A 16845-nucleotide genomic window follows, 5' to 3' on the forward strand; every position below is an offset into this window, starting at 1 on the left:
CCCTAGCGCAGCCCCGCCCCCGCCGCCCGCAGCGCCTCCACCGCCGCCCTGATCGACGGGCGGCGGTCCGCGTCCGCTCGCCAGACCACGTACACATGGCGCCGCACCCGGTGCCGCACCGGAACCGTGCGCACCCCCGCGGGCATCGGGTCGCGGCCCAGTTGCGGGGCCACGCACACGCCGAGACCGGCGGCGACCAGGGCGAGCTGGGTGTGGTGCTCCTCGGCGCGGTGCGCGACGCGCGGCTCGATGCCCTTGCCGCGCAGCGTGAACATCAGCCACTCGTGGCAGAACTCCCCCTCCGCCCAGGTGATCCACTCGTCGTCCGCGAACTCCTCCAGGTCGACCTCGGCACGGTCGGCGAGAGGGTGCGCCGCGGGCATCGCGACATCGGCGGGGTCGTCGAGGAGGGGCGCCTTCGCCAGGCCCTCGGGGATCGGCAGCGGTTTGTTGTACCAGTCGAGGACCACCGCCATGTCGATGTCGCCGCGTACGACGGCCGCGACCGCCGGCGTCGGCTCCATCTCGTGGCAGCCGACGCGCAGCCCGGGGTGGTCGGCGCGCAGCGCGCTCAGCGTGGCGGGCATCAGACCGCGCATGGCCGTGGGGAACGCGGAGATCCGCAGCTCGCCGACCGCCTTGCCGCGCTGCTCCTCCAGGTCGGCCTGGGCCAGCTCGACCTGCGAGAGGATCCGCGCGGCGTGCTCGGCGAGCAGCCGCCCCGCGTCGGTCAGGCGCACGCCCCGGCCGTTCTTGGCGAGGAGTTGCTGGCCGACCTCGCGCTCCAGCTTCGTCATCTGCTGCGAGACCGCCGACGTCGTCACGTGCAGGTTCGCGGCCGCCCCGCTGACCGAGCCGTGCCGGGCGAGGGCGTCGAGCGTGCGAAGGCGCTCCAGATTCAGCATCGGGACTCCAGGTTCAGCGACTCAACAGGTAAGCGATGCTACGCGATACCGCGCACGAAATCTCGCTTGTGCTAAGAGATTGTGCGACCCCATCGTGGACGCATGAGCACCCTCACCCCGCCGTCCTCACCCAGCAGGTCCGCCCCGGCCTCCCCCGTCGCGACGCCCTCTTCTGTCACACCGACACCTCCCGCCGCACCGGTCACCCCGACCCGGCGTCCCGCCCTCGACTGGCGCGTGCGCTTCGGCATCCTCGCGGCGATCTGGGGCTTCAGCTTCCTGCTGATCAAGGTGGGCACGCAGGGGTACGCCCCCTTCCAGGTCACCCTGGGCAGGCTGGCGTTCGGCACGGCCGTGGTGGCCGCCGTACTCGTGGTGAAGCGGGAGCGCCTGCCGCGCGGGGTGCGGACCTGGCTGCACCTGACGGTGGCGGCCTTCCTGCTCAACGCGCTGCCGTTCTCGCTCTTCGCGTACTCGGAGCTGACGATTCCGTCCACGCTGGCCGGCATCTGCAACGCGACGTCGCCCCTGTGGGGCATGGCCCTGTCGCTCGTCGCGCTCTCCGAGGACCGGCCGACGCGACGCCGGGTGGCGGGCCTCGGCATCGGCTTCCTCGGGGTGCTCACGGTGCTCGGCGCCTGGCAGGGGTTCAGCGGCCTGGACCTCGGCGGCACGGCCATGGCGCTGCTCGCCTCGCTCAGCTACCCGATCGGCTGGATCTACGTGCGCCGCACCCTGGCGGGCTCCGGGTACTCGAACCTCTCCCTGTCCGGCGCGCAGCTGCTGGTCGCGACCGTCGAACTGGCCGTGGTGACGCCCCTGTTCACCTCGCTGCCGACGCACTTCCCCGTCGTACCGCTGCTCGCGGTCGTGGCCCTCGGCGCGCTCGGCACGGGACTCGCCTTCCTCCTCCAGTACGGGCTGGTCGCCGAGGTCGGCCCGACCACCGCGCAGATGGTCACGTACTTCATCCCGGTCATCGCGACCGCCGCGGGCGTCGCCCTGCTCGGCGAGTCCCTGAGCTGGTCGACGCCGATCGGCGCGGTGATCGTCCTGGCGGGCGCGGCACTCACGCAGTCCACGCCGCGCGACCGTTCGACGTCACGCGTCCGCGACAGGCAGCGCACCCTCCGGAAAGCGACCCCTCCGACGCCCCCTCAGCCGTAGCGCCGCCCCGGCGCGGGTTCCAGCGCGGCGGCCACGGCGTCCGCCACCGGCACGATGTCCTCGTCGGAGAGCGCGGCCACGGTGATCCGCACCCCGGGCGGCGACTCCAGCCGGAAGCGCGCCCCCGGGGCGACGGCCCATCCCGCGTGCAGCAGCCGCGCGACCACTCCGGTCTCGTCGGGCACCGGCACCCACACGTTCATGCCGCTGCGGCCCTGCGCCGGAACACCCCGTTCGGCGAGCGCGGCGATCAGCGCGTCCCGCCGCCGCCCGTAGGACGCCGCCACCACGCGCGCGTCGACCGCGCCGTCCGCCCAGAGCCGCACCACGGCGCCCTGCACGATCCTGCTCACCCAGCCGGGCCCGAGCCGCTGGCGCCCCAGCAGCCGGTCGACGGTGACGGGGTCGCCGGTGAGCACGGCGAGGCGCAGGTCGGGGCCGTACGCCTTGGCGGTCGACCGGATCAGGGCCCAGCTGCGGGTCACCCCGGCCAGCGGGCGGAGCGGCAGATCGACGATCCCGTGGCCGTGGTCGTCCTCGATGAGCAGCACGTCCCGGTGCACGGCGAGCACGTCGCGCAGGGCACGCGCGCGTGCGGCGGTGACAGCGGCACCGAGGGGGTTCTGCGCGCGGTCCGTGACGACGACCGCGCGGGCCCCCGCCTCCAACGCCCGCTCCACGTCGGCGGGCAGCGGCCCCTCGTCGTCCACGCCGACCGGCACGATCCGCAGCCCCAGGGCCGGGACCAGGTCCAGGAGACTGCCCCAGCCCGGGTCCTCGACGGCCACCGCGTCGCCGGGCTTGAGGTGCACGGCGAGGACCCGCTCGATGGCGTCGAGCGATCCGGAGGTGACGGCGAGGGGACCGGCGGGAATGCCGTCGGCGTCGAAGGCCGCGCGCGCGGCCCGCTCCAGTTCAGGATCGATCGCGCTCTCTCCGTAGAGCACGGGTTGCGCGTCGGACCGCTCGGCGGCGGCCGTGAACGCCGCGGTGAGCGCGGGCAGCAGCGCCGTGTCCGGGTTGCCCTTGGCGACGTCCCGTACGCCGGGCGGCACGTCCACCCGCATCAGTTCGCGCGCGGTGGTGGCGGGCTTGGAGCGGACGCGGCTGCCGCGCCGCCCCGCCGTCTCGATGACCCCGCGCTCGCGCAGCGTGCGATACGCGGCGGCCACCGTATTGGGATTCACGCCCAGATGGGTCGCCAACTCGCGCATGGGCGGCAGCAGTTGCCCCGGTTCGAGGCCGCCGTCACCCACGGCCCGCTCCACACTCGCCGCAATCTCTGCTGCGCGCCGACCTTCGATCGGATACTCTCCTAGCACAAACCAGATTATGCACTAGTGCAAAACTGACCGCAAGCGGCGGACCGAGCAGACGGATCGACCGCCCCGGGCACGGAACGGTCAGTGGTCGCACAGGGGCAAGCCAGTACAGGGAGCAGCCATGCAGACGACGCGGACCACCACCGACACCCCCACGCCGGACAACGCCTCGTACGCACCGACCGAGCGCACCGTCCCCACGCGCTCCCGGGAGCGCGCTTCCTACGACCACGCATCGGTGCACGCGATACTCGACGAGGCGTACGTCTGCCACCTCGGTTTCGTGCGGGACGGCGCCCCCGTCGTGCTGCCGACGCTCTACGGCCGGGTCGGCGACCGCCTGTACGTGCACGGCTCGACGGGCTCCCGGCCGCTGCGGATGGCGGGCGACGCCCGGGGCGAGGAGCAGGACCCGGGCCTGCCGGTGTGCGTGACCGTCACCCACGTCGACGGCCTGGTCCTGGCCCGCTCGGCCTTCCACCACTCGATCAACTACCGCTCCGTGGTGGTCCACGGCACCGCCCACCAGGTCACGGACCCCGAGGAGAAGCGGGTCGCGCTGGACGCGCTGGTCGACCACGTCGTGCCGGGCCGCTCCGCCGACTCCCGCCCCGCCAACGCCAAGGAGCTCGCGGCGACGGCCGTGATCCGCATCGACCTCGACGAGGTGTCCGCGAAGACCCGCACCGGCGGCCCGAACGACGAGCCCGAGGACATGGGCCTCCCCCACTGGGCGGGCGTCGTCCCCCTGCGCAAGGGCCACGACCCGCTGCTCCCCTCCGCCGACCTCGCGCCGGACGTCGAGGTGCCCGACTACCTCGTCGAGCTGTGATGCTGATCCACCCCTGGGACGCGGCCCGCGCGGACACCGAGTGGCAGCAGTGGCTGGCCGCCCACGACTTCGGGCAGCTCGCCGTGAACGGCCTGCCGGGCGAGCCGCCGCACGTCCAGCCGATGCACTTCGTGTACGAGCCCGAGCCGGGCCCGCACGGCCGCGTCCTCGCCCACCTGGCGCGCCCGAACCCGCTGTGGCCCGCCCTGGAGGCCGACTCCGAGGTGCTCCTGAGCGTGGTCGACGACTACGTGTACGTGCCGGGCCCCTGGCAGGCCCCGCCGGACACCCCGGCCGAGCACGGCGTGCCGACGAGCTTCTACGCGGCCGTCCAGCTGCGCTGCACCGCCCGGGTCGTCGACGACCCGGGCGAGAAGGCGGACGTCCTGAACCGTCAGATCGGCCACTTCCAGCCGGAGGGCGGTTCCGCGCGCGCGGCCGAGGGCGAGGCGCCGTACGGCCGCATGCTCTCCGGCATCCGTGCGCTGTGCCTCGACGTGACGGACGTACGGGCGAAGTTCAAGTACGCGATCCACAAGCCGGCCGAGGTGCAGGACCGCATCGCGGCGGGACTCGCGGAGCGGGGCGGCGCGCGGGACGCGGCAGCCCTCGCCCATCAGCGGCGCCGCCGCGAGGGCTGAGGCGAGGGGACGGGCCCGCCCCGGCACGGCGGGCCCGTTCCTGCACCGATCGCCGCCAGGCTCAGACCGAGGCCACCTCGTCGGCGTCGCGGGACGGGCCCCCGTCGGCCGACGGGGGCGCCGGGGGCCGCGCGACCTCGTGGACGGCGGGCTCGGCCGGCGCCGACGACTGGGCGATGAGCGCGCCCAGGAGGACGACGGCGCCGCCCACGATCTGCGGCGCCGACAGGTGCTCGCCGAGGATCACCCAGGCCAGGGCGGTCGCGATGACCGCTTCGAGACAGGCCACGACGCCCGCGACCTGGGGCGAGAGCCTGCGCACGGACAGCACTCCGGTGACGTACGCGACGACGGTCGCGATCAGGACGATCCAGACGAGCAGGGTCCAGGCGGGCACGGTCGCGCCGTCCAGGTCCGCGCCGCCCGCGAGCACCGACCAGTCCATGCCCCACGGACGCGCGACGACCGTCAGGACGACCGTGCCGACGAGCAGGCCGTACGCGATGACGCCGAGCGGGTCGGGGGCGTCCTCGCCGGCGTCGCTGCCCTGGTCGGACAGGACGAAGTAGCCGACCTGGCAGCAGGCGGCCCCGAGCGCGAGCAGCAGTCCGACGGCGTCGAAGCTCAGCCCCGCCCACACCTCGACGACGCAGGCGAGTCCGCCGACGGCGAGCACCACGCCGAGCGCGGCCGCGCGCGTCACGGGCCGGCGCTGCACGAAGCGCACCCAGCCGAGGACGAGCGCGGGCGCGAGGTACTCGATCAGGAGCGCGACACCGACGGGGATGCGGGAGAGCGCGGCGAAGTAGCAGGCCTGGACGCCCGCGACGGCGAGGAGGCCGAACCCGGCGAGCAGCGCGGGCCTGCTCCGCAGCAGTCCGCGGTGGCGCCAGGCCACCGGGAGCATGACCAGGGCGGCGCCCGCCACCCGCAGCCACACCACATGGAGGGGGTCGAGACCCGCTTCGATCAGCGGTTTCGCCGCGACGCCCGAGCCGCCGAAGGCGACCGCCGACACCAGGGCGAGCCCCAGGCCGACGCCTTTCCCGCGCCCCGACCGCTCCCCGTGGCTCCCCGGCAGGCCCGTGTCCCCCCGGCCCGCCCGGCTCTCCTGTATCCCGTCAGACGCTCGCACCGGCACATCATGACAGCCGGTGTCATGACCGTCATCCTTGATGGCGCCTGTCTCAACCGGCGGACGTCACGCCCTTGCCGGGAAGGTGCTCGCCCGGATGTCCGTACCCGCCGGCCGCGTACTGCCTGCACCCCGCCTCGACGCGGCGCAGCAGCGTCCCGACGTCCACGCCGGCCCGCGCGAGGACCTCGACGGCGCGGCAGTCGGGGTCGGCGACGAGCCCGGCGAGCAGGTCCATGCCCAGGGCCCGCGGATCGCCGCGCAGCTCGGCGCGGTCCAGGGCCACCTCCATCGCGGTGGTGGCGGCGGGCGACCAGCCCGCCTCTTTCACCGACGTCACGACCGGGACGGCGCCGGAGTCCTCGACGGTGCCCTGCCACTGGAGGCCGTAGCCGATGCTGCGCTGCACGAGATAGCCGAGCAGCCGCACCACCTGGGCGCCGGTCTCGAAGACGGCACGCACCTCGGGGTCGCTCTCCAGCAGGGAGTGGAGCAGATGGGCGGTGTCGATCTGCCGATCCCCGTCCCGCACGGCACGACGGCGTGCGCCGGCGACCACCGAGGTCAGCTCGGAGCTGAGCCGGGAGTCCAGTTCTGGGCGGGTCGGGCCGGGTTCGGCGCCCGAGGGGGTACGGCTTTGCACTCTCCCACCCCATCAATCTCCAGCGGCATATGCATCGGCGGCGGGAAGCATTTCCGCGTCCGACACAGGTTGGGCATCCGCGCGATGGTTGTCCTCCTTACGGATGAGATCTCACCGAAGTTCCACCGGGGGCGCGCGCCGCCTTGCCCCACGCCCCGAACGCAACCATGTCGTACCGCCACACGTCATCCACAGTCATGGAGAGCAGGTGCTGGATGGTCGCCCTGCCGGCGATCGACGGCAGACAGTACGTGTATCGGGTGTACGCACCCGACGACGCGCTGCCCGCCGACCTGTTCTGGGAGGCCTGGCACTGCCACGACGAGGGCCCGTTCCCGAGGGCGTCGGACCTGTTCGACGCGGCGGTGATACGCCGCGTGGGCTGACCGGCGGGTGTCCGGCCGGACCGAGGGACCGGCGACACCGCGCCGCACCCCGCGGCCGGACCCTCCGTCAGACCCCTCGCGCCCGTGTCCCGATGACGACCGTCGCGTACCACTCCTCGTCCTCGACCACCCGGGCCGTCAGACCGGCCCGCTCGACGGCGTCGACGGCCGCCGGCACCTGACCCTCGCTCGTCTCGAACAGCAGATGCCCGCCGGGCGCCAGCCACGCGGGCGCCTCCTCGGTGACCCGGCGCAGCACGTCGAGCCCGTCCGTGCCGCCGTCGAGCGCCACCCGCGCCTCGTGGACGCGGGCCTCGGCGGGCAGCAGGCCGACCTCTTCGGTGGGGACGTAGGGGACGTTGGCGAGCAGGATGTCGACGCGGCCCCGGAGGGTGCGGGGCAGCGGGGCGTAGAGGTCGCCCTCGTACACCGTGCCCCCGGCGTCGGCGACATTGCGGCGGGCGCAGCGGACGGCCGCCGGATCGATGTCCGCGGCGTGCAGCTCGACCCGGTCGAGGGCGGCGGCGAGCGCGGCACCCAGCGCCCCGGAACCGCAGCACAGATCGACGACGACGGCGTCGCGCCCTGCGAGCGCGACGGCCCGGCCGACGAGGAACTCGGTGCGCCTGCGCGGCACGAAGACACCCGGGTCGACGGCGATGCGCAGCCCGCGGAACTCGGCCCAGCCCAGGACGTGTTCGAGCGGCAGGCCGCCCGCCCGGCGCTCCACCATGACGGCGAGTTCGTCCGGGGTGCGGGCGGCGGACAGGAGCAACTCCGCCTCGTCCTCGGCGAAGACGCAGCCGGCGGCGCGCAGCGCGGTGACGGTGGAGGCGAGGTGTGCGGAGGAGAAGAATGAGACCGACATGCGAAGAAAACCTTTCGGGATCCCGATGGGGCTCCCTCGGGTCACCTAGGCCGGGTGAACCGCGCGGTCGTGAGAGTCGTCGAAGGGGAGCACCCGACCTGCCATTGCGGTAATGGGTCTCACCTCCCCGACTCGTCGCCCGCGTCCGTCGCGGGGCAAGGGAACAGTACCCCACCCCCGCGGGAGCCGGGGCGGCAGATCGATCCCGTAGATCTGACGGTTCATCAGTATTGAATGTTCCGGGCCCTGCGGCTACGTTCCGTCCGCGACACCGCAGCTGCGGCTGTCGCAGCACCCGACGGGAAGGGGTGGCCGCATGGCCGAAGTCAGCGCGGAAGCACGGATCGACGCACCCACCGAGAAGGTCTGGGCCCAGCTCACCGACTTCACCGCGTACGGCGAGTGGAACGCCACGCACACGAGCTTCCCCCAGGGCGGCCCCACCGCGCTGGAGGTGGGCGGCACCTTCGTGGAGAACATGAAGCTCATGGGCTTTCCCGCCGAGGTCGACTGGACCATCGAGGAGCTGGATACCGCCCGCACCCTGGCCATCACCGGCAAGGGCCCGATGGGCGTCACCGTCGGCACCCGCTACAGCCTCTCCCCCGACGGCTCCGGGACGCTGGTCCGCATCGAGGGGGAGTTCACCGGCGCGGCCGTGTCCCTGATGGCGGGCAAGCTGAAGGACTCGGCGACCGCCGCCCTCAACGAGTCGCTGCGCAAGCTCGACGGCCTGGTGACCTGACGGCCGGTCCCCACGACCCGGGCGCCCCGTACTCCCCGGACTCCTGGACCCGTACGCCGGATCCCGAAGCACCCACCGCACGGAAGAGGCGCCCCGCACGCATGGTGGGGGGCGCCTCATCTGTGGTGCGGGTCGTCGACCCGCACCACCTCAGTCCTCATCGGCGAGGATCAGGTACAGCTTCTTGCGCGCGTCGTTGATGACGGTGAGCGCCTTCTCGCGCTGCTCCTTGCTGCCGGTCTTCCAGACCTGGCCGAACGCCTCCATCAGACCGAAGCCTGCCTGCCGGATCTCGTTCAGGGTGTCCCAGTCGACGCCGCGCCCGGCCTCTTCCCAGGGCGCGTCGGGGCCTTCCTCGGCCGCCTCGCCGCCGGCCTCGGTGAGCGAGAAGAGCTTCTTGCCGCCCTCGCTCGCGCTGCTGATCAGGCCCTCGTCCTCCAGGAGCTGGAGGGTCGGATAGACCGAACCGGGGCTGGGCTTCCACGCCCCGCCGCTGCGCTCGGCGATCTCCTGGATCATTTCGTAGCCGTGCATGGGCCGGTCCTTGAGGAGGGCCAGGATCGAGGCGCGTACGTCTCCGCGCCGCGCCCTGCCCCTCGGGCCGCCCCGTCCACCGCGGCCGCCCCAGGGGCCGCCGGGCCCACCGATGCCGGGACCGAACGGGCCGAACGCGCCGCGCCGCCCCTCGAATCCTCCGAAGCCGCCGAATCCTTCGCGGCCGAAACCCTCTCGGCCGCCCTGGTGGCCGCCGCCGTGGCGACCGCGTCCGTGCTCGTGTTCAAAACCATGGGAACGCATGACGATCACTCCTTTTGAGTGCCTGTTCGACATTCTCTGACCTTCGATCTTCGGTAATCGATCTCTGATCAGTCGCGTCTCTGTCGCGATGCGTCAACGATATATCGGAACAGTTCGGATAGCAATCCCCTCTTGACCGGCGGCGAGGCATGGGGCAGGGTCGTCACCGGTTGAACCGGTGACATCGGTGTGGGCGAACAGGAGAAGGCATGGCCGAGATCCGCGACATCGAGTGCGTCGTCTTCGATGTCCTCGGGACACTGGTCGACGAGCCCAGGGGGCTTCGAGCGGCCATCCGCGAGGCCGTGCCCGTGCCCGAAGGCACGTCCGGCGAGGAGTCCGGCGACGCGTTCGTCGACGAGCTGCTCGCCGTGTGGCAGCGGCACGTCGAGCGGGAGCAGCAGCGCATCGCGCAAGGAGAGCGCCCGTACGCCGGCACCGAGGCGATCGACGCCGAGGCCGCCCGGCGCGTGGCCGACCGCGCCGGACTCACCGATCCGGCGGCCGTCGCCCGGCTGGCCACGGCGGGCAGCCGACTGCCGCCCTGGAGCGACTCGGTGGCCGGACTCGAACGGCTCGCGGAACGGTTCCTCGTGCTCGGCCTGTCCAACGCCGGCCACACCGCGCTGCCGCGCCTCAACGCGTACGCCGGACTGCGCTGGCACCAGGCCCTGTCCAGCGAGACCGTCCTCGCCTACAAACCGGCGCCCGAGGTCTACCAACTCGCCGTCGACACCGCCGGATGCCCACCGGAACGCGTGCTCATGGCGGCCGCCCACGCCTGGGACCTGCGCGGGGCGCAGGCGAGTGGCATGCGGACCGCCTACGTCCGTCGGCCTGTCGGGGACCCGCCGGCGGCTTCCGACACCTTCGACTGGTACGTCGACGACCTGGACGACCTGGTCACCGCGCTGACGGCGAGCGGGACGTCCCGGCGGTCGTGAGTACGACGCGCTGGAGCTCGCGTCGCGCGACGGGGTGCTGACGAGGCACACCCCCTGCCGCCGGACGACCCGGACAAGAGCCACCGACCACTCCAGCGGCATCCACCCCAAGGCCACCGATCAGTCCAGTCAACCTGAATTGGCCTTACCCCACCCATTGCGCGGCCCTCTACCGTCGGCACCATGCCGACTTCCCACCGCATCCGCATCGTCGACGCCTTCACCGACCGCCCCTTCACGGGCAACCCGGCCGGAGTCCTCCTGCTCGACGCGTTTCCCGACGACACCTGGCTGCAGCACGTGGCCAGGGAGGTCAACCACGCCGAGACCGCCTTCGCCCACCGCCTGCCCGCGGGCGGCGACGCCGACTGGGCGCTGCGCTGGTTCACGCCGGCCACCGAGGTGAACCTCTGCGGTCACGCCACTTTGGCCACGGCGCACGTCCTGCACACCACGGGTACCGCGTCGGGCCCCGTCCGCTTCGCCACCCGCAGTGGCGTCCTGGCCGCGACCGCGCACGAGGACGGCGCCCTCACCCTCGACTTCCCGACCGCCCCGCTCACCGCCACCGACATCCCCGACGGGGTCGCCGAGGCCCTGGGCGCAGAGCCCGTCACCGCGTACGACACCGGCCGGAGCGTCGGCGACCTGCTGGTCGAACTCGCGGACGAGAAGACGGTCCGCTCCCTCACCCCTGACCACAAGGCCCTCGTGCGCCACTCCGAGCGCGGCATCATCGCCACGGCACGGGCCGATGACCCCTCGCGCGGCTACGACTTCGTCTCGCGCGGCTTCTTCCCGCGCGTCGGCATCGACGAGGACCCGGTGACGGGCAGCGCCCACACCGCCCTCGCCCCCTTCTGGTCCGAGCGCCTCGGCCGCACGGAACTGACCGGCCTGCAGGCCTCGGCCCGCACCGGCCTGGTCCGCACCCGCCTTGAGGGAGAGCGCACCTTCCTGACGGGCCGCGCGGTCACGGTCATCGAGGGCGAACTCTTCGCCTGACGCCACCGAGACCCTCACAAGCGAGCGGGCGCTGCCTACGAAGGCGTAGGCAGCCACCCCACCTTCCCCGCGAGCAGCGCGTACCCGACGAACGCCCCGATGTCGAGCAGGGAGTGGGCCACCACCAGCGGCCCCACCCGCCCCCACCTGCGGTAGAGCAGCGCGAAGACCACTCCCATCGCCAGGTTTCCCAGGAACCCGCCGATGCCCTGGTACAGGTGGTACGAGCCGCGCAGCACCGAGCTGCCCACCAGCGCGGCCATCGGGGTCCACCCCAACTGCCCGAGCCTGCGCAGCAGATACCCGACGACGATCACTTCCTCGAGCACCGCGTTCTGCACCGCGGACAGCACGAGCACCGGGTACTTCCACCACACGTCGGGCAGCGCCTCCGGCACCACCGTGAGGTTGAAGCCGAACCCGCGGGCCGCCAGATAGAAGGCGATCCCGGTGCTGCCGATCACCGCGGCGATCGCGGTGCCGCGCCCCAGGTCCGGCCAGGGCCGCGTGCGGTCGAAGCCGATGGTCCGCAGCCCCGCCCCCTCGCGCAGCAGGAAGTGCGCGACGAGCGCGACCGGCACCAAGGCGCTCGCGATGCCGAACAGTTGCCATGCGAGATCAAGCCACGGCCGGCCCGGCGCCGCCGACGCGTTCATCGTGGCCGCCTGATCCTTCAGACCACCCGGTTTGGTCACCGATCCGACAAAGCTGATCAGCGCGGACACTCCGCTCGCCCCGAGCGAGAGGGCCAGGACGAGCAGCGTCTCGTCCCTCAGGATCCGTCGCGCGGGCCCGTCCGCAGGAAAAGAACCAGCCATCGCCCCCGGCTCCGCTTGCACGTGCGCCTCCAGTTGAGTAATCCCGCCTCATCCCCATCCTCGCCCCGCTAGGGTCTCGAAAGAAGTTACGAAGATCGTGCGCGACAGGCCGAGGGGGACGGACGCCGATTTCGGGCGTACCGCCCCCTCTTTCCTTGCTTCATCACTCAAGGAGGGGCACCACCGCCATGGGACGTCACAGCTTGCCCGATGAGGACGGGACGGGTGCACCCGACCCCCGACCGCGCGCCCGCGGCCGCACGGTCGCCATCGCCACGGCTCTCGTACTCGTGGTGGCCGGAGGCACGGCGGCGGCGGTCCGCAGCGGAGTCCTCTCCTTCGGCGGCTCCTGCGAGGACGACGCGGTACGCCTCGACGTCGTCGCCGCTCCCGATGTGACCCCCGCCCTGCGCAAGGCCGCCGACACCGCCCGCGAGCAGGAGATCACCTCGGACGGGCACTGCATCGACGTCCGCGTGAGCGCGCGCGACTCGTACGAGGTCGCCGACGAACTCCGCTCCGGCAAGGACGATCCGGGGTACGACGTATGGGTCCCGGACTCCGACATATGGGTGCAGCGCGTCGGCCTCGGCACCAAGCAGACCAAGATCTCCCCCGCCGGGAACATCGCCTCCTCGCCCGTCGGCGTCGGCATGATCCCCTCCGCCGCCGAGTCGCTGGGCTGGCCCAAGAAGACGTACGCCTGGCCGGAGTTGACCGCGGCGGCCATGAAGAGCGACAAGCTGCGCCTGGGCGCGGCCGACCCCGCGCGCAGCGCCACCGGGCTGCTCGCCCTGGCCAAACTCGGCGCGTCCGCCAAGAAGCAGGGCGGCAAGGAGGGCGACACCCAGGCCGCCGCCATGGCCAAGGCCCTGGCCAGCCGCACCACCGACAGCGACGGCCTGCTCCTGGACACCCTGGCGCGTGACGGCTCGGGCGCCGAGCAGGGCAACCCCCGCCGCAATCAGGCGGTGATCCTCTCCGAGCAGGCCGCGTTCGCGCACAACGCCTCGGCCCACGAGGAGAACAGCATCGACCTGTTCTATCCCAAGGACGGCTCGCCCCGGCTCGACTACCCGTACACGCTGGTCGAGGACGACAAGATGTCCACCGACCTGAGCCGCGCGGCCCTGCGCTTCATGACGATGTTCAGCGACGCGGACGGGCAGAAGATCCTCGCGGACCACGGCTTCCGGACGGACCCCGACCAGCCCTCCGACAAGCTCGTCACCGCCGCGGGCGGCCGCACCCCGCAGCCGTACGCGGACGAGGCCACCGACCCGCCCTCGGACAAACAGCTCCAGGAGACCCTGGGCATGTGGACGATCACCGTGCAGAGCGCCCGGCTCAACACGGTCGTCGACGCATCGGAGTCCATGAACCAGCTGGTCCCGGGCCGCGACCAGTCCCGCATGGAGGTCACCAAGTCCTCGCTGTTGCAGGCCCTCGCGGGCTTCACCGACGAGGACGAGATCGGCCTGTGGGAGTTCGCCACCGCCCTCGACGGCACCAAGGACTACCGCGAGCTCCAGCCGACCGAGCGCCTCGGCGACCAGAAGGGCGGCGCCACCCACCGCGACAGGCTGTCGGCGGCGTTCGGCGGCCTCCAGCCCGTGCCCGGCGGCGCCACCGGCCTGTACGACACGACGCTCGCCGCGTACAAGGAGGCCCGCTCGACGTACGCGCGGGGCAAGTTCAACGCCCTGGTGATCCTCACCGACGGCGCCAACCAGGACCCGGGCAGCATCTCGCGCAGCTCCCTCATCTCCCAGCTGGAGGACCTCTCCGACCCCAAGAAGCCGGTGCCGATCATCGCCATCGCCGTCGGCCCCGACGCCGACAAGGACGAGGTGCAGCAGATCGCCGCGGCGACCGGCGGCTCCGGCCACCAGGTCGACGACCCGGCGCAGATCCACGCCGTCATCCTGAAGGCCATCATGGAGGCGGGCAGCAACCAGGGCTGACCCTCGCGCCCGCCCCGGGACTCACCCCAGCGGGACCGGTTCCGGCAGCCCCACGGGCCAGGTGTGCACCGGCTCGCCCTCATGCATCAGCTCGAAGTACCGCTTGGTGGTGGCGGCGAGCGCGTCCTCCCTGCCGAGCCCCCGCTCCAGGGCCCGGTGGTAGGTGGCCGCCTGCCACGACGCCCCGTTGACCCGCCGCCGGCACCGCTCCTCGATCACCCCGAGGTACAGGTCCCGGTCGGCGGGCTCCACGCCCCACGCGTCGAGACCGGCCGCCGCCAGCGGCAGCAGTTCGTCGCGTACGAGCTGGACGGCCGCCACCTCGCCGACACCGCCCAGCCTGCCGCGCCGCGGCCACTGCAGCCGGGCGTCGATGCCGTGGCGGCAGGCGACGTCGAAGTTGTGGGCGGCGGCCTCGAAGGGCAGCCGTGTCCACACGGGCCGCGCCTCCTCGGCGAGCGCCCGCACCAGCCCGTAGTAGAAGGCGGCGTTGGCGATGACGTCGGTGATGGTGGGACCGGCCGGCAGCACGCGGTTCTCCACGCGCAGATGCGGTACGCCGTCGGCGATGCCGTACACCGGGCGGTTCCAGCGGTACACGGTGCCGTTGTGCAGGACGAGTTCGCCGAGCTGCGGCACCCCACCCGCGTCGATGACGCCCAGCGGGTCCTCCTCGTCCATCAGGGGCAGCAGCGCCGGGAAGTACCGCAGGTTCTCCTCGAAGAGTTCCAGGGGTCCGGTGAGCCAGCGCTCGCCGAACCAGGTGCGCGGGCGCACCCCCTGGACCTGGAGTTCGGGCGGCCGGGTGTCGGTGGACTGCAGGAACAGCGGCGGCCGCGACTCGCGCCACAGTTCACGGCCGAACAGGAACGGCGCGTTGGCGCCCACGGCGATCTGCGCCGCGGCGATCGCCTGCGCCGCGTTCCACACGTCGGCGAAGCGGCCCGGTGTGACCTGGAGGTGCAACTGCACGGAGGTGCACGCCGCTTCGGGCGCTATCGACGCGGATGTGCAGGTCAGCCGCTCCACACCCTCGATGTCGAGGACGAACCGCTCGCCGCGCGCCGCCACGATCTGGTCGTTCAGCAGGGCGTAACGGTCCACGTCGGAGAGGTTCGCGGAGACGAGATCGGCGCGGTTCAGGGTCGGCAGAATACCGATCATGACAATGCCGGCGGAGAGCTCGTTGGCTTTCCTGTGGGCATAGTTGAGACCCGTGCGAAGCTCTTCGGCGAGCTGATCGAGAACGCGCCCGCCGAGCCGGTGCGGAGCAATGTTCACTTCCAGATTGAACATTCCGAGTTCCGTCTGGAAATCCCGGCTCGCGATGCGCTCCAGAACCTGCGCATTCAACATTCTCGGCAGTCCGTCGGGACCGGCGAGATTCAGCTCGATCTCCATGCCCATCAGATTCTTCGGGCGGTCGAACCGCTCCTCCTCCAGCAGGCGCTCCAGCCCCGTCAGACACGCACGGAGCTTCCTTCGGTAGTGGTGCCGGTCGGTCAGGTCGAACGTGCCCGCCACGACCTTCTCGCCCATCGAAGCGTCCCTCCGCGATCGGGCAGCCAACGATCCGGCCGCTGTGTACGGGGGATGATGCCCAGGCAATGTGATCGATAACGCCCCGCGCGGGACCATGGAGCAGTACGCTCGACGGAGTTGCTCCCCGGCACATTCACCAGGCATGCGGCATGGTGAAGATTCGCTTCCGAGATGCCTGGTCAAAAGTACCGGCGAAAACCGGCCTACCGCACATCTCGCAAAATACGAGGTCGAGGAAGTGGGGCTCTCGCGAAATCGGGAGAAATCCCTCACAAGAACGACCGGTTGGCGTCTTGCTCGGAATATCCACCGCGTCTAGACGAAACACTGCCTGAACACGTCTCGTATAAACTCCGCAATCTAGGCAGAGAGTTGGCGCTCGCGGTCCCCAGCCCCCGCCCCTCTGACCCAGATGTCCCAGAGCTGACAGCGCCGTCACGCACCCGCCCCTGCTCCACCGTGCCTGTCGAACGAGAGAGGCGACCCACCATGCCGCTGCATGTCCCCCCGGCTCCCGCGCCCGCCCTGCGCAGCGTCCTCGCGGCACTCGGTTCCCCCACGGCCGTACGCGAGGCCCGTACCCCGTCCCTGCGTGCCGCGCAGGGCCCCGCCAGCCCGGAACTCCCGCTGCCCGTCCACGTCCTGGACCGCATCACTCCAGAGGGCACCTCGCCCACCCGCCTGGCCGGCTGGCGCTTCCTGATCCGCTGCGGCGAGCGCGCCGTCGCCGCGGCCGACACGATGCTCACCCCGGACGGCTGGGCCTTCTCGCACTTCTTCGAGGGCCCCTACATCGCCTCGACCGAGCGGGCCCTGCGGCACGCCGAGGCGATGCCGATGCCGTGCCAGCCACGGCTGCTCTCGGTGCCGGAGCTGTACATGCTCACGCTCTGGCTGCACCGCGACTGCTCCGACGACGGCGCCGAGGGCCCGCTGGCCGCCACCGACCTGCTCGTGCCGCTCGCGCCCGCCCCGCCCGGCATCGCGGCCCACCGCCCGCACCGCGTCGCCGAGCTGCTGCCGATGCTCAACCACCGTCTGACACCGGCACCGCTCCTGGGCTCACCCGCCTGACCGCCTCTCTCGCCCCCTGTGCCCCGCCGCCCCGGCCGCGGGGCACAGTACTGCCC

The 16845-nt window shown here is 72.3% G+C and carries 17 protein-coding genes; 9 read left to right on the plus strand and 8 right to left on the minus strand.

Annotation, left to right across the window (positions count from 1 at the left end):
* Nucleotides 1-2: 2 nt before the first annotated feature.
* Entirely contained in the window at nucleotides 3-905 is a 903-nt protein-coding gene (locus AOK22_RS18965) for a LysR family transcriptional regulator (RefSeq protein WP_055699865.1), read from the minus strand.
* 102 nt (nucleotides 906-1007) lie between these two features.
* Between AOK22_RS18965 and AOK22_RS18970 the strand changes: the two genes are divergently transcribed.
* A complete protein-coding gene (locus AOK22_RS18970) occupies nucleotides 1008-2072 on the plus strand; it encodes a DMT family transporter (RefSeq protein ID WP_079036665.1) in 1065 nt (354 codons plus the stop codon).
* On the opposite strand, the gene AOK22_RS18975 is transcribed toward AOK22_RS18970, so the two are convergent.
* Complete coding sequence (locus AOK22_RS18975; protein WP_055699866.1) at nucleotides 2063-3394, minus strand: aminotransferase class I/II-fold pyridoxal phosphate-dependent enzyme; 1332 nt, start codon at nucleotides 3392-3394, stop codon at nucleotides 2063-2065. The two genes, AOK22_RS18970 and AOK22_RS18975, sit on opposite strands and share 10 nt — an antisense overlap.
* 121 nt (nucleotides 3395-3515) lie before the next feature.
* On the opposite strand from AOK22_RS18975, the gene AOK22_RS18980 reads away from it, so the two are divergent.
* Nucleotides 3516-4226 carry a pyridoxamine 5'-phosphate oxidase family protein gene (locus tag AOK22_RS18980; protein ID WP_055699867.1) on the plus strand — a complete coding sequence of 237 codons (711 nt, stop codon included), beginning with the start codon at nucleotides 3516-3518 and terminating at the stop codon, nucleotides 4224-4226.
* The gene (locus AOK22_RS18985; RefSeq protein ID WP_055699868.1) at nucleotides 4226-4867 is read left to right on the plus strand and encodes an FMN-binding negative transcriptional regulator; all 642 of its coding nucleotides are present in this window, start codon (nucleotides 4226-4228) and stop codon (nucleotides 4865-4867) included. Before AOK22_RS18980 ends, AOK22_RS18985 begins: the two co-directional genes overlap by 1 nt.
* 61 nt (nucleotides 4868-4928) lie before the next feature.
* On the opposite strand, the gene AOK22_RS18990 is transcribed toward AOK22_RS18985, so the two are convergent.
* Together AOK22_RS18990 and AOK22_RS18995 are read right to left on the minus strand one after the other, a co-directional pair.
* The gene (locus tag AOK22_RS18990) at nucleotides 4929-5948 is read right to left on the minus strand and encodes an EamA family transporter (RefSeq protein ID WP_055699880.1); all 1020 of its coding nucleotides are present in this window, start codon (nucleotides 5946-5948) and stop codon (nucleotides 4929-4931) included.
* 106 nt (nucleotides 5949-6054) lie between these two features.
* Nucleotides 6055-6645: a Clp protease N-terminal domain-containing protein gene (locus AOK22_RS18995; RefSeq protein ID WP_055699869.1), complete on the minus strand. Its 591-nt coding sequence runs from the start codon at nucleotides 6643-6645 to the stop codon at nucleotides 6055-6057.
* Between the two features lie 197 nt (nucleotides 6646-6842).
* Here AOK22_RS18995 and AOK22_RS39860 point away from each other — a divergent pair, with 197 nt between their 5' ends.
* Nucleotides 6843-7031, plus strand: coding sequence for a hypothetical protein (locus AOK22_RS39860; RefSeq protein ID WP_079036666.1), 189 nt, complete (start codon nucleotides 6843-6845; stop codon nucleotides 7029-7031).
* 67 nt (nucleotides 7032-7098) lie between these two features.
* On the opposite strand, the gene AOK22_RS19000 is transcribed toward AOK22_RS39860, so the two are convergent.
* On the minus strand, nucleotides 7099-7899 hold the full coding sequence (locus AOK22_RS19000) for a putative protein N(5)-glutamine methyltransferase (protein WP_055699870.1): 801 nt from the start codon (nucleotides 7897-7899) through the stop codon (nucleotides 7099-7101).
* A gap of 316 nt (nucleotides 7900-8215) precedes the next feature.
* On the opposite strand from AOK22_RS19000, the gene AOK22_RS19005 reads away from it, so the two are divergent.
* Nucleotides 8216-8644: a type II toxin-antitoxin system Rv0910 family toxin gene (locus AOK22_RS19005; protein ID WP_055699871.1), complete on the plus strand. Its 429-nt coding sequence runs from the start codon at nucleotides 8216-8218 to the stop codon at nucleotides 8642-8644.
* Nucleotides 8645-8794: 150 nt separating this feature from the next.
* On the opposite strand, the gene AOK22_RS39865 is transcribed toward AOK22_RS19005, so the two are convergent.
* Nucleotides 8795-9442 carry a PadR family transcriptional regulator gene (locus AOK22_RS39865; protein ID WP_079036667.1) on the minus strand — a complete coding sequence of 216 codons (648 nt, stop codon included), beginning with the start codon at nucleotides 9440-9442 and terminating at the stop codon, nucleotides 8795-8797.
* Between the two features lie 209 nt (nucleotides 9443-9651).
* Between AOK22_RS39865 and AOK22_RS19020 the strand changes: the two genes are divergently transcribed.
* Together AOK22_RS19020 and AOK22_RS19025 are read left to right on the plus strand one after the other, a co-directional pair.
* A complete protein-coding gene (locus tag AOK22_RS19020; RefSeq protein ID WP_055699874.1) occupies nucleotides 9652-10386 on the plus strand; it encodes a haloacid dehalogenase type II in 735 nt (244 codons plus the stop codon).
* Nucleotides 10387-10569: 183 nt separating this feature from the next.
* Nucleotides 10570-11391, plus strand: a complete 822-nt coding sequence (locus AOK22_RS19025) for a PhzF family phenazine biosynthesis protein (protein WP_055699875.1) — start codon at nucleotides 10570-10572, stop codon at nucleotides 11389-11391.
* 35 nt (nucleotides 11392-11426) lie between these two features.
* On the opposite strand, the gene AOK22_RS19030 is transcribed toward AOK22_RS19025, so the two are convergent.
* Complete coding sequence (locus AOK22_RS19030; RefSeq protein ID WP_055699876.1) at nucleotides 11427-12230, minus strand: CPBP family intramembrane glutamic endopeptidase; 804 nt, start codon at nucleotides 12228-12230, stop codon at nucleotides 11427-11429.
* Nucleotides 12231-12397: 167 nt separating this feature from the next.
* On the opposite strand from AOK22_RS19030, the gene AOK22_RS19035 reads away from it, so the two are divergent.
* Nucleotides 12398-14173 carry a substrate-binding and VWA domain-containing protein gene (locus tag AOK22_RS19035; protein ID WP_055699877.1) on the plus strand — a complete coding sequence of 592 codons (1776 nt, stop codon included), beginning with the start codon at nucleotides 12398-12400 and terminating at the stop codon, nucleotides 14171-14173.
* 21 nt (nucleotides 14174-14194) lie between these two features.
* On the opposite strand, the gene AOK22_RS19040 is transcribed toward AOK22_RS19035, so the two are convergent.
* Nucleotides 14195-15712, minus strand: a complete 1518-nt coding sequence (locus tag AOK22_RS19040; RefSeq protein ID WP_055699878.1) for a glutamate-cysteine ligase family protein — start codon at nucleotides 15710-15712, stop codon at nucleotides 14195-14197.
* 492 nt (nucleotides 15713-16204) lie between these two features.
* On the opposite strand from AOK22_RS19040, the gene AOK22_RS19045 reads away from it, so the two are divergent.
* Nucleotides 16205-16789, plus strand: coding sequence for a hypothetical protein (locus tag AOK22_RS19045; protein WP_055699879.1), 585 nt, complete (start codon nucleotides 16205-16207; stop codon nucleotides 16787-16789).
* The last annotated feature ends 56 nt before the right edge of the window (nucleotides 16790-16845 follow it).

The sequence above is a fragment of the Streptomyces silaceus genome (assembly GCF_001419745.1).
Classification (GTDB): Bacteria; Actinomycetota; Actinomycetes; order Streptomycetales; family Streptomycetaceae; genus Streptomyces; species Streptomyces silaceus.